This is a genomic window from Mediterraneibacter sp. NSJ-151, assembly GCF_022487435.1.
Lineage (GTDB): Bacteria > Bacillota > Clostridia > Lachnospirales > Lachnospiraceae > Schaedlerella > Schaedlerella hominis.
This window is the reverse complement of the sequence record NZ_JAKVPP010000014.1, coordinates 1-11830: the sequence shown is the minus strand read 5'-3', so window position 1 is coordinate 11830 and position 11830 is coordinate 1. Positions and strand designations below refer to the sequence as shown.

At 48.7% G+C, this 11830-nt stretch carries 13 protein-coding genes and 2 pseudogenes; 14 read left to right on the top strand and 1 reads right to left on the bottom strand.

What is annotated here, in order from left to right:
- Positions 1–33 precede the first annotated feature (33 nt).
- A complete protein-coding gene (locus LQE94_RS12885) occupies positions 34–840 on the bottom strand; it encodes a helix-turn-helix domain-containing protein (RefSeq protein ID WP_117471349.1) in 807 nt (268 codons plus the stop codon).
- A 483-nt stretch (positions 841–1323) separates the two neighbouring features.
- On the opposite strand from LQE94_RS12885, the gene LQE94_RS12880 reads away from it, so the two are divergent.
- The 14 genes and pseudogenes from LQE94_RS12880 to LQE94_RS12815 all read left to right on the top strand — a co-directional run.
- Entirely contained in the window at positions 1324–1512 is a 189-nt protein-coding gene (locus LQE94_RS12880) for a hypothetical protein (RefSeq protein WP_054328105.1), read from the top strand.
- On the top strand, positions 1509–1850 hold the full coding sequence (locus LQE94_RS12875; protein ID WP_054328106.1) for a DeoR family transcriptional regulator: 342 nt from the start codon (positions 1509–1511) through the stop codon (positions 1848–1850). Before LQE94_RS12880 ends, LQE94_RS12875 begins: the two co-directional genes overlap by 4 nt.
- Positions 1843–2139, top strand: a complete 297-nt coding sequence (locus LQE94_RS12870; protein ID WP_009296086.1) for a DUF3847 domain-containing protein — start codon at positions 1843–1845, stop codon at positions 2137–2139. The genes LQE94_RS12875 and LQE94_RS12870 overlap by 8 nt, the downstream gene beginning before the upstream one ends.
- Positions 2140–2457: 318 nt before the next feature.
- On the top strand, positions 2458–2655 hold the full coding sequence (locus LQE94_RS12865) for a helix-turn-helix transcriptional regulator (protein ID WP_117888473.1): 198 nt from the start codon (positions 2458–2460) through the stop codon (positions 2653–2655).
- A 2-nt stretch (positions 2656–2657) separates the two neighbouring features.
- Complete coding sequence (locus LQE94_RS12860; RefSeq protein ID WP_117594166.1) at positions 2658–3074, top strand: hypothetical protein; 417 nt, start codon at positions 2658–2660, stop codon at positions 3072–3074.
- Positions 3075–3213: 139 nt separating this feature from the next.
- A complete protein-coding gene (mobQ, locus tag LQE94_RS12855) occupies positions 3214–4794 on the top strand; it encodes a MobQ family relaxase (protein ID WP_240577896.1) in 1581 nt (526 codons plus the stop codon).
- Between the two features lie 64 nt (positions 4795–4858).
- The gene (locus tag LQE94_RS12850; RefSeq protein ID WP_117461919.1) at positions 4859–5503 is read left to right on the top strand and encodes a CHC2 zinc finger domain-containing protein; all 645 of its coding nucleotides are present in this window, start codon (positions 4859–4861) and stop codon (positions 5501–5503) included.
- Positions 5472–6809 (top strand): virulence-associated E family protein, encoded by a 1338-nt coding sequence (locus tag LQE94_RS12845; RefSeq protein ID WP_240577917.1) that lies wholly within the window; start codon positions 5472–5474, stop codon positions 6807–6809. Before LQE94_RS12850 ends, LQE94_RS12845 begins: the two co-directional genes overlap by 32 nt.
- Positions 6810–7050: 241 nt before the next feature.
- A complete protein-coding gene (locus tag LQE94_RS12840; RefSeq protein WP_003020324.1) occupies positions 7051–7248 on the top strand; it encodes a hypothetical protein in 198 nt (65 codons plus the stop codon).
- The gene (locus tag LQE94_RS12835) at positions 7249–8919 is read left to right on the top strand and encodes a recombinase family protein (RefSeq protein WP_240577895.1); all 1671 of its coding nucleotides are present in this window, start codon (positions 7249–7251) and stop codon (positions 8917–8919) included.
- 90 nt (positions 8920–9009) lie between these two features.
- A pseudogene (locus tag LQE94_RS12830) lies at positions 9010–9093 on the top strand (Maff2 family mobile element protein); the annotation flags it as partial.
- Between the two features lie 23 nt (positions 9094–9116).
- Positions 9117–9986, top strand: coding sequence for a VirB6/TrbL-like conjugal transfer protein, CD1112 family (locus tag LQE94_RS12825; RefSeq protein ID WP_117944178.1), 870 nt, complete (start codon positions 9117–9119; stop codon positions 9984–9986).
- Positions 9987–10003: 17 nt separating this feature from the next.
- Positions 10004–10378: a PrgI family protein gene (locus LQE94_RS12820; RefSeq protein ID WP_117547081.1), complete on the top strand. Its 375-nt coding sequence runs from the start codon at positions 10004–10006 to the stop codon at positions 10376–10378.
- Positions 10356–11711: pseudogene (locus LQE94_RS12815) on the top strand (VirB4-like conjugal transfer ATPase, CD1110 family); the annotation flags it as partial. The gene LQE94_RS12820 and the pseudogene LQE94_RS12815, both read left to right, overlap by 23 nt.
- Between the last annotated feature and the right edge of the window lie 119 nt (positions 11712–11830).

The following is an 11830-nucleotide window of genomic DNA, read 5'->3' as shown; positions in this document are numbered from 1 at the left end:
GAAGGCACCCCAACCATGCAACAGCGGTTTTTTTTACCGTTTTTTCCTCTGGCTGATAGGCGTTCCCATTTTCTTTGATTTTTTGAGAATCCGAATCAGCCAGCGAAATTCTTCGTCTGACAGATTTTTATAGTTGATACCGAGCTGCTTGCAGTAAAGGACAACCAGCTTTTCATCCCGGCTGCCCTTGAAATTTTCGACTGCTTCGAGATTTTCTTTCAATTCATCGGCAACGGTGGTCTGGGGCGCACTCTCACTGTCCTTTTTGTGGGCTTCCCGAATATCCCGGATAATCAGGTTGAGGTCATCCAGAACCATGTGACTGAAATACTCATCATCACTGATATGGGCGGCTTGCAGCACTTTCAAATGCTGGTCATCTTCGCCTGGGCGATACCGCTCAATGATTTCATGCCGGACGGTATCGACAAGTGCATTGAGGTTTTGAATCTGCATGGTAGCAATCCCGTCCACATAAATCTCAATGTCTGCAAGAAACTTGATAAAATCTTTATGTGTAGCAAGCTCACAGAGCAGACGGTTGTTAATCCGACCGCTTTTCAGCAGTGCCACCATCTCATCATTCAAATGCAACTCCGTCAATGGTGTGTTGATCTGCTCCCTGTTCTCTATCCGGCACAGTAGATAATCAACAGAGACCCCATAGAAGTCTGCCAGCGTGATAAGGTTGCCATGATTGATTTCCTTAAAATCCTCTTTTTCATAACTTCCAAGAGCTGATTTGGAAATGCCTGTCAGCTTTGATAGTTCTTCCAGATTTAAGCCTTTGTCCTTGCGGAGTTCCCAAAGGCGTTCCTGTATGCTTGTTGCTCCTTTCATGGGCGCACGCTCCTTTCCAATGGTTTCATTGCTGCCGCTTATCTGGATTATATCACACTTTCCGCAATCGTGGAAATTTCTGATTTTTACCCCTAATTCCTACTTTGTGGACATACGGCACAGGGCACAAAAATGTTCTATGATACAGGTAGTTCATCGATGGATTATTCCAATCGAATGACCAGCCTGTGTGGGATATGCTTCCCCGGCGATGTAGCGCCATGACTTTTGGCAGGGATGTGGAGGAACCCTGACCGAAACGAGCGTACCAAAGGGAGCGATACGCCGCTGTGAGATTCAGGGGAGGAACGACACCGGGGAGAACTGGCGAACTGACACCGAAATGATACCGAAACACGACAATCTGATAGGGGGATAGTCTACCCTATCGCTGATACTTCGGGAGATTTTAATCGGCTCTATGACCGTAATTTTGCCGAAAATCGCCCCGAAACCATACACTAAAACGGGAGGAAATACAATATGCCGAGAATGAGCAAAAAGAGGAAGCATGAGCTTTCCTTTTACCTCAATGACCGGGGGCGTGTCACTTACAACGAATTATGCCGGAAATGCCAGCATGGGTGCAAGCAGAGCTTCCGGGCGGTTGTGATTGACTGCCCCCGTTATTTATCCAAACGATCAAAGAAAAAGGAGGAACACACCGAATGAATTTTGAATTTATGACGATAGACACACCATTGCCGCCCTGTATGCCATTTCCCAGAGCGTTGACAGGATTTCCAGTCAGCAGCACCGCAAAGGTCATGTACTGCCGGATGCTGGACGCTATGCTATCCAAAGAGCAGGAGGACGAGAACGGAATCCTGTTTGTCTGCTTCCCTGTCACAGCCATTGCCGCAGTCCTGTCCCGCAGTCCCATGACGGTCAAGCGTTCTCTGAATGAACTGGAAAACGCCGGACTTATCATGCGGGTGCGTCAGGGCGTGGGAGAACCGAATAGGATTTATGTGCTGATACCGGGAAAGGAGGACGCTGCCCTTGCCTGATACCTCGAAGCTGGAAAAGCTCAACCGGGAGCTGGAGAAAAGCGAAAAGAAACTGCGGAAAGCCATCAATGATGAAAAGGCATTGCAGCACCAGTTAAAGCAGCTTACCCGAAAGGAACGGACGCACCGGCTCTGCACTCGTGGCGGTATGCTGGAAAGTTTTCTGCAAGAGCCGGAACGCCTAACAGATGATGATGTCATGCTGTTGTTGAAACTCATTTTTCACAGGCAGGACACGCAGGAACTATTGAAAAAAATGCTGGAACGGGAGAAGCCGGAAACCCCTTAGTTTACTAAGGGCGCAATTATACACCACCCAGAGGTTGGTGCATTGCGTTCTCCGAAGGCTCCTCGCCGGAGGGCTGTGATTTTCCGCAGTCATGGTCTTCGCCAAATCAAACAGGGGACGCTACGCTTCCCCTGCGCTGGCTGCCGCCAGCTACCCTTTTGTGGACTTGCCATCTGGGGACACCTTGCGTTGCAAGCTGTTCCCAGCCGACAAGTATATAAAATTTCAAAAAGAAATGGAAAGTACACTTGACATATACAGGCTATTTGATATAATGAAAGCACGGAAAGCAAACTTTCCATTGGAAAGGAGGATGACATGAAAAATCGGCTGGAAGAATTACGAAAGCAACGGGGATTAAAACAAGAAGATTTAGCTAATGCATTGGAAGTATCACGACAGACCATCGGCTCTTTGGAAAACGGACGCTACAACCCATCTATTCAGTTGGCGTTTAAGATTGCCAGATATTTTGACATGAGTATCGAAGAAATTTTTATTTACGAGGAGGATTGATTATGAAAAAAAGGTTGTTGATTTTAATGATAGTTACAGGAATGATTATTCTACTGGGAGGATTGCTAACGTACGGTTTGGGAATACATGAAATAATACCTGTTCCACGCCCCGACTTAATAGTAGTAGGTACATCTCTCATTGGAATTTTACTGATTGCATCTGGTGCGTGCGATTTGTTCGTTAAGAAAACCAAGGAAATGGAAATAGAGGAAAATGATGAGAGAAATATTTCGCTTAGTAATGCTGCTATGGCAAGTGGCTTCAAGGTAATGAATGTTACGATTTCCGTTTCTATTTTTGTTTTGATTTTCACTGGATATATGACAGTAGTCCCATGTTTCACTATTATTGGGGCGTATGCTATTGGACAAGTTGTATTTATTGTTCGACTTTGGTACTTGCACAAAACTATGTAAATGTATTACTAAATACCCGCCGCCCACACAGCGGCACACCGAGCAGGAAATCTGAAAAAGTTCTCCTGCTTTTTTTCTGCCCAAAATGAGGTGGTAAAACGCCACCCCGTCCACCAATTACCGAAAGGAGGGACACGAAATGCCCTGTCCACACAACGAAATCACGATTGTTCAGCGCAGCCAGCGGCAGTCTGCGGTTGCCGCCGCTGCTTACCAGAGTGGCGAAAAGCTGTTCTGTGAATACGACCAGCAAGTGAAGCACTACCCGGAAAAGCGTGGTATCGTCCACAATGAGATTCTGCTCCCAGCAAATGCCCCGCCGGAGTATGCAGACCGTAATACCTTATGGAACGCCGCCGAAGCTGTGGAAAAACAATGGAACTCCCAGCTTGCAAGGAGGTGGGTGCTTACCATCCCAAGAGAGATACCACCCGACCAGTATGCTGTCCTTGTCCGGGAGTTTTGTGAGCAGCAGTTTGTTTCCAAAGGCATGATTGCTGATTTTGCAATCCATGACCCCCATCCGCCGGGACACAATCCCCACGCCCATGTCATGCTCACTATGAGGGCAATGGACGAACATGGAAAATGGCTTCCCAAGAGCCGCAAGGTTTATGACCTTGACGAAAACGGGGAACGGATAAAACTTCCGTCCGGCAGATGGAAAAGCCACAAGGAGGATACGGTGGATTGGAACGACCAGAAGTATTGCGAAATCTGGCGGCATGAATGGGAGGTCATCCAGAACCGCTATCTGGAAGCCAATGACCGCCCAGAGCGTGTGGACTTGCGTTCTTATGCCAGACAGGGGCTTGATATTATCCCTACTGTCCATGAGGGAGCTGCTGTCCGGCAGATGGAAAAGCGGGGTATCCAGACGAACATCGGCAACCTGAACCGGGACATCAGAGCCGCCAACCGCCTGATGAAGTCCATCCGGCAGCTCATCCAAAACCTCAAAGGCTGGATTACCGAGCTGGGAGAAAAACGGAAAGAACTGCTTGCACAAAAGGCGGCGGAGGAAGCGACACTTCTTCCCAATCTGCTGATGAAGTATATGGAGATACGAAAGGAAGAACGGAAGGACTGGACAAGGGCTGGACAGAACCGGGGGACTTCACAGGACTTAAAGGCAGTCAGCGAAGCCCTGTCCTATCTCCGTCAAAAGGGGCTTTCTACTGTGGAGGACTTAGAAGTATTTCTGGAATCTTCCGGGAAATCAGCCGCAGATTACCGCAGTCAGATGAAGCCAAAGGAAGCCCGCAGCAAAGTGATTGACGGGATTCTTGCCAGCCGGACAGACTGCAAGGAATGTAAGCCTGTCTATGAGAAGTACCAGAAGATATTTTTCAAGAAAACAAAGGAGAAATTCAAACAGGAACACCCGGAGGTCGCCCGGTATGCGAAAGCCGCCGCCTACCTTGCCAAGCACCCGGACGATAAGGACAGCACCCAAAAGGAACTGCAACAGGAGCAGGAAAAACTTCTCAGCGAAATCGCAGAGCTGAAAGTACCGCTGACAGAGGTGCAGGAGGATTTGAAGAAGCTGCGGGATATCCGCTACTGGGTACAGAAAGCCACCCCCGGCACAGAGGAAAGCAAAGAGCCGCCCAAGAAGCAGCCCATCAAGGAAGTCTTGCAGGATAAGGCAGACGAGAAAAAAGCACAAAGAACTGCCCAGGAACAGACGAAACACAGACAACAGGATATGGAACTTTAACAGGCACTTGCCATTTTCAATCAGAGAATGTCAGGTGCTTTTCTTTTTTCAAGGAGGGATAGATTTGAATGTATTTGAAGCTGTGAAGCAGTCCGTCACAACAAGACAGGCTGCGGAGCATTATGGAATCCATGTAGGTCGGAACGGGATGGCTTGCTGCCCGTTCCATAATGATAAAACCCCAAGCATGAAGCTGGATCGGCGTTACCACTGCTTCGGCTGCGGTGCGGATGGGGATGTGATTGATTTTGCCGCCGCCCTGTATGGGCTGGCAAAGAAAGAAGCCGCCGTACAACTGGCAAATGACTTTGGGCTTTCCTATGAGGACTGGAAACCGCCGGGAAAGGCAAAAAAGCCCAAGCCCCGGCAGAAATCCCCGGAGGAACAGTTTCAGGAAGCAAAGAACCGCTGCTTCCGTATCCTTGCCGATTATCTCCACCTGCTTCGGGCATGGAGAACGGAATATGCCCCGCACTCCCCAGAGGAAGCCTTTCATCCCCGGTTTGTGGAAGCCTTACAAAAGCAAGCCCATGTGGAATATCTGCTGGATGTGCTGCTGTTCGGGGAGACAGAGGAAAAAGCGGCTTTGATTGCGGACTACGGAAAGGATGTGATACAGCTTGAACAGCGAATGGCAGAGCTTGCAGCCGCAGACGCAGCAAGAACTAAAAAACACCATGAACGCCATGCAGCCGCCCCAGAGCATTGAGGAAATCAAGGCGGGGCTGGAAACCACCGAGAAAGGCGGTGTCCGCCAGAGCATACGGAACTGCCTGACCGTATTCCAGCGTGACCCTCTGCTTTCCGGGGCTATCGCATACAACATCCTGACCGACCGCAAGGACATCATAAAGCCCATCGGTTTTCACAGAGAAAGCACAGCCCTGAACGATACGGATATGAAGTATCTGCTTCTCTATCTGGAAGAAACCTATGGGCTTACCAATGAGAAAAAGATTGATAATGCCATCGGGATTGTGGCGAATGAAAACAAGTACCATCCCATCCGGGACTACCTAAGTGCCCTTGTGTGGGACGGGACAGAACGAATCCGTTTCTGTCTGCGGCACTTTCTGGGGGCTGACGCAGACGATTACACCTATGAAGCGTTGAAGCTGTTCCTGCTGGGTGCAATCTCACGAGCCTTTCAGCCGGGGTGCAAGTTTGAAATCATGCTCTGTCTGGTAGGCGGTCAGGGGGCTGGAAAGTCCACCTTCTTCCGTCTGCTGGCAGTCCGGGACGAGTGGTTCTCCGATGATTTGCGGAAGCTGGACGATGACAATGTGTACCGTAAGCTGCAAGGTCACTGGATTATCGAAATGTCGGAAATGATGGCAACCGCAAACGCCAAGAGCATTGAGGAAATCAAGTCATTTTTAAGCCGGCAGAAAGAGGTTTACAAGATACCCTATGAAACCCACCCGGCAGACCGCCCCCGTCAGTGCGTGTTTGGCGGCACTTCCAATGCCCTTGACTTCCTGCCCCTTGACCGTTCCGGCAACCGCCGCTTTATCCCCGTCATGGTGTACCCGGAGCAAGCCGAGGTTCACATTTTAGAGGACGAAGCTGCTTCCAGAGCCTATATCGAGCAGATGTGGGCGGAAGCGATGGAGATTTACCGAAGCGGCAGGTTCAAGCTGGCTTTCAGCCCCGCCATGCAGCGGTATCTCAAAGAACACCAGAGGGATTTTATGCCGGAGGACACCAAAGCCGGGATGATACAGGCGTATCTTGATAAGTACACCGGGAGCATGGTCTGCTCCAAGCAGCTCTACAAGGAAGCCTTGAACCATGTCTTTGACGAGCCGAAGCAATGGGAAATCCGGGAAATCAACGAGATTATGAACCAGTGCATTTCCGGCTGGCGGTACTTCCCAAACCCAAGAATGTTTTCCGAATATGGCAGACAAAAGGGCTGGGAGCGTGAAAACCCGGCAACGGACTCCGGCAACCCGTCTGAAAAAACGATGGACGGTTTTGTGGAGGTCACAGAACAGATGGAGCTTCCGTTCTGAAAATGGCAGCCCGTTGCACCCCCTGTTGCTATCCCGTTGCCGAGCCGGTTGCCGGGGAAAATCCCGAAACTATCGGCTTTTCTCCCCTATGACAACCAAAACAACAGAAAAATAAAAGAAAAGTATAAATAGTAACCATCGCCAGATTGAGATTGTTTGCAAGGTCTTTTGAAGCCCATTGCCGAACTTCGTTGCCGACACCCTCTGTCTGGCTATTTTCATGTATGGAGGATAACTGCCTATGGCAAAAAACAAAACAGAGATTCATGTTACAACGGTATTTGACGGGGAACTGGACGCAACCGATGTGTTCGTCAGCCTGATTTCCCAGAAATACGGTAAGACAAATACGAAAGAATATCTTGCTAAAAGGAAAGATATGAGCTATAATGAAGATGAGGTTCAAAAGAGCCAGATACCGTCTGGATTGTGTGGGTAAATGGCTATGATGAACGAAATGGAATACAGAACAATCGGTTCGGCACTTGCCGGAGGGTATCGTGCAGCGGTCTATTGCAGGCTGTCAAAGGACGATGACCTGCAAGGCGAAAGTGCCAGTATCGCAAACCAGCGTGATATGCTGGAAAAATACTGCGAAAAGCAGGGATGGGAGGTTGTGGCAGTCTATCAGGACGATGGTTTCACAGGTCTTAATATGGAGCGTCCTGATTTACAGAGAATGTTGAGAGCCATTGAGCGCAGGCAGATCAACCTTGTCATCACGAAAGACCTCAGCCGTCTGGGGCGTAACTATCTGCAAACCGGGCATTTGATTGAGGACTTTTTCCCAAGAAACGGTGTCCGCTATATCGCCATGAATGACGGTATCGACACCCTGCGGGATAACAACGATATTGCCCCGTTCAAGAATATCCTGAACGAGATGTACAGCAAGGATATTTCCAAGAAAGTCCATTCCTCTTATCTTCTGAAAGCGCAGAAAGGACAGTTTACCGGGTGTCTTGCCCCGTTTGGGTATCGGAAAGACCCGGAGGACAAAAACCATCTGCTCATTGACGAGGAAACCGCCCCGATTGTGCGGCTGATTTTCGGATATGCCCTAAACGGTCATGGTCCGAACTATATCCGCAGACGGCTGGAGGAAGAAAAAATCCCCTGCCCCACATGGTGGAACCGGGAACGGGGGCTTCGCAATACCCGCACCAAATGGGAAAAGAAAGACCCGGAAAACGGGCGGTATATGTGGGACTTCTCAGTTATCAAAGACCTTTTGATGAATCTCGTCTACACCGGGGCGATTGCTTCCCAGAAAAAGGACTACCGTTTCAAAATCGGCACGATTGGGGAAAAGAAGCCGGAGGACTGGATTGTAGTGGAGGAACAGCATGAACCGCTGATTGACCGCATGAGCTTTGACATTGTGCAGAACAAGCTGAAATCCCGCCAGCGTCCGGGGCAGACCAATGAAATCAGCCTGTTTGCCGGACTGATAAAATGCGGCGAGTGTGGGAAGTCGCTGACGATACGCTACACAAACGCAAAACATCCCCAGCAGATTTATTCCTGCAAGACCTACAATGCCTTTGGAAAGAACCACTGCACCCAGCACCGGATTGACTATGACACCCTTTACAGCCATGTGCTGCGGAAAATCCGGGAATGTGCCAGAGCTGCCCTGATGGACGGGAAAGCGGTTGCCGACCGCCTGACTAATACCTGTGAAGCCGAGCAGCGGGAACAGCGGGAAGCAATGGAACGCTCCCTTACAAGGGACGAGGAACGGATTGAGGTTCTGGATAAAATGGTCATGCGGCTTTATGAGGATATGATTGCAGGGCGTATCAGTGAGCAGAATTTCAACACCATGCTGGAAAAGACACAGACCGAGCAGACGGAGCTTAAAGCAAAAGTGTCCGAGGGCAGGAAGCGGCTGTCCGATGAAGCCCAGCTTGCCAATGACGCAAAACAATGGGTGGAAGCCATTCAGGAATATGCCAACATCACAGAGCTGGACGCAGCCACCCTTAACCGCTTAATCAAAGAAATCGTCGTGCATGAGCGCATTGACGAAGATAAAACAAGACACATTTCTATCGAAATTCATTTTAATCTCAAACCCATCCCGGAGGTGGAACAGGTCACTGCCTGACCTGTCCCGCCGGGACGATTCTCTTAAAAACACCATATAGATTTTTTGTACGCCGCCGCCCGCCATCGAGCAGAGTTTTACACCTAATTGGGGATAAAACAGCTGATGGCAGGAGGCGGTGTCGTTCTGATCGGCACCCAGCTGGTACCGTTACTGTCCGGATTGTTCAGCTGAGAGAAGCAGGAGGGAGATGACTCATGGATCGGATATTTGAAGCGATTGAAGAATGGATGAGGAATCTTCTGACAGGCATGGTAAGTTCCAACCTGACAACAATGTATACCGATGTCAATGAAAAGACCGGTCAGATTGCTGCTCAGGTTGGGCAGACACCGCAGGGCTGGAATGGCAGCATTTACAGCATGATACAGAATCTTTCCGAGTCGGTCATTGTACCGATTGCCGGTATGATTATCACATTTGTACTTTGTTATGAGCTGATCTCCATGTTGACGGAAAAGAACAACATGCACGACATCGACACCTGGATGTTCTTTAAATACTTTTTCAAGATGTGGGTGGCAGTCTGGATCGTCAGCCATACCTTTACGATCACGATGGCGGTATTTGATGTCGGGCAGTCCGTAGTCAGCCGGGCAGCTGGGGTTATCAGTTCTGATACAACGATCAATATAGATACGATGATCTCCACGATGGAGACGGCGATGGAATCTATGGAGATCGGTGAACTTGTCATACTGGCACTGGAAACGATGCTTGTAAGCCTGTGTATGAAGATTATCTCAGTCTTTATTACAGTGATTTTGTATGGACGTATGATTGAGATTTATCTCTATTCGTCCGTTGGAGCGATCCCGTTCGCAACCATGTCCAACCGGGAATGGGGGCAGATCGGGAACAACTATCTTCGTGGATTGTTTGCACTGGCATTCCAGGGATTTTTTATGATGGTCTGTGTGGGAATCTATGCGGTCCTGGTCGCAAACATCCAGATGTCAGATAACATACATTCTGCATTGTTCGGCGTGATGGCATACACGGTGATCCTGTGTTTCAGTCTGATGAAAACAGGAAACTTCGCCCGCAGTATCTTTAACGCCCATTAAGAAAGGAGGAACTGGCAATGGCATTTGTATCTGTGCCTAAAGACTTAACCAAGGTCAAGAATAAGATCATTTTCAACCTGACGAAACGGCAGCTGATCTGCTTTGGGATTGCGGCGGCGGTAGGGCTTCCGTTTTATTTCTTAAGCAGGGGAATCATTGGTTCCAGTAACGCAGCGACCGGGATGTGCCTTCTGATGCTTCCGGCATTTTTGTTTGCCATGTATGAGAAGGATGGACTCCCGTTAGAAAAGGTCTTAAAAAATATGATCACCGTAAAATTTATCCGTCCTCCGGTACGCAAGTACCAGATGGAAAATATGTACGAGAAAAAGTATACCGTGGTCAAAAAGAAGAAAGGGGGAACGAAGGGTGTTAAAAAGAAAAAACGATAGACAGCCGCCACAGAGCTTAGACGAATTATATCCGGATGATTACTGGCTGGATGAGGAGGATGGAGAAGAAGAACTTCCAGACCCCGCAATGAAAAGAAAACCAGTAAGCGGCAGATTGCATGATGAGCCTATGGTGACAGGGTATGAAGCACTGGAACGGCGAAGAGGTGTCCGCAGACCGAACCGGAAACTGACACGCAGGGAAAAGAAAGCCCTCAAAAGGGCACAGAAATATGAAGAAAAACTGCATAAGGAACATGAAAAAGCGGATAAGAAAAATGCAAAAAGGGAAGCAAAGCTGGCAGCCAGAGCAGAAAAGCAGGCAGTGCGTGACGCAAAGAAAAACGCAAAAAAGAAAAAGAGCAGATCTGTCGCAGCACCGTCGGGGCAGCGTCCGGCAGGAAAAGTGGTTTCCGGAACGAAAGGCAGTGGGACAGGAAAGAAAACACCGGATAGTGCCAGAGATAAGAGGATCACTGCACAGCAGTCGATTCCATACCATGAGATGGGAAGGGACGGTATCTGCCGGGTGCAGGACAAGTTTTATTCCAAGACGATCCGTTTTTATGACATCAACTATCAGCTGGCACAGAATGAAGATAAGAACGCCATCTTTGAAAACTGGTGTGATTTCCTGAATTACTTTGACAGCACAATTCATTTTCAGCTGTCTTTTATCAACCAGCACAGCAACATGGCAGAGTATGAGAAGGTCATCCATATCAATCCGCAGGAGGATGAATTTGATGACCTACGTATGGAGTTTGCCCAGATGCTCAATAACCAGCTGGCAAAAGGAAATAACGGGCTGATGCGTACCAAATATATCACATTTGGGATTGAAGCGGAGAATATCCGGGAAGCACGGCCAAAACTGGAACGTATCGAGTCGGATATTCTGAATAACTTTAAGATCCTTGGGGTATCTGCCTATCCGCTGAACGGAGAGGAACGGTTACAGATCATGTATGAAACCTTTAACCAGGACAGCAAAGTTCCGTTCCATTTCTCTTATGACGATGTACTTCGGACAGGGCTTAGTACCAAGGATTATGTCGCACCGACCAGTTTTGTATTTAAGAATGGAAAAGATTTTGAGATGGGCGGCACGATGGGAGCTGTTTCCTATTTACAGATCCTTGCACCGGAACTTACCGACAAGATGCTGGCAGAGTTTCTGGAGATGGACAGCAACCTGATGGTGAATTTCCATATCCAGTCCATCGACCAGATGAAGGCGATCAAACTGGTAAAAAGCAAGGTGACGGATATTAACCGTATGAAGATCGAGGAACAGAAAAAAGCAGTCCGGGCAGGCTATGACATGGACATTAGTGCGACTCGTTCCTGAACAAAGCCTTCGTGGTTGAAGGACAAAATCAGGCACTAACAAAAGAACGAAAATTTCAGATGTTAGGAGAACTAACAATCCAAGAGGTGGAATGATGGGGT

What these genes read in the sequence shown, in the direction of transcription:
- LQE94_RS12885 (WP_117471349.1), bottom strand. Translation starts at nt 840, where the DNA reads ATGAAAGGAGCAACAAGCATACAGGAACGCCTTTGGGAACTCCGCAAG.
- LQE94_RS12880 (WP_054328105.1), top strand. Translation starts at nt 1,324, where the DNA reads ATGCCGAGAATGAGCAAAAAGAGGAAGCATGAGCTTTCCTTTTACCTC.
- LQE94_RS12875 (WP_054328106.1), top strand. Translation starts at nt 1,509, where the DNA reads ATGAATTTTGAATTTATGACGATAGACACACCATTGCCGCCCTGTATG.
- LQE94_RS12865 (WP_117888473.1), top strand. Translation starts at nt 2,458, where the DNA reads ATGAAAAATCGGCTGGAAGAATTACGAAAGCAACGGGGATTAAAACAA.
- LQE94_RS12860 (WP_117594166.1), top strand. Translation starts at nt 2,658, where the DNA reads ATGAAAAAAAGGTTGTTGATTTTAATGATAGTTACAGGAATGATTATT.
- mobQ (WP_240577896.1), top strand. Translation starts at nt 3,214, where the DNA reads ATGCCCTGTCCACACAACGAAATCACGATTGTTCAGCGCAGCCAGCGG.
- LQE94_RS12845 (WP_240577917.1), top strand. Translation starts at nt 5,472, where the DNA reads ATGAACGCCATGCAGCCGCCCCAGAGCATTGAGGAAATCAAGGCGGGG.
- LQE94_RS12840 (WP_003020324.1), top strand. Translation starts at nt 7,051, where the DNA reads ATGGCAAAAAACAAAACAGAGATTCATGTTACAACGGTATTTGACGGG.
- LQE94_RS12835 (WP_240577895.1), top strand. Translation starts at nt 7,249, where the DNA reads ATGGCTATGATGAACGAAATGGAATACAGAACAATCGGTTCGGCACTT.
- LQE94_RS12825 (WP_117944178.1), top strand. Translation starts at nt 9,117, where the DNA reads ATGGATCGGATATTTGAAGCGATTGAAGAATGGATGAGGAATCTTCTG.
- LQE94_RS12820 (WP_117547081.1), top strand. Translation starts at nt 10,004, where the DNA reads ATGGCATTTGTATCTGTGCCTAAAGACTTAACCAAGGTCAAGAATAAG.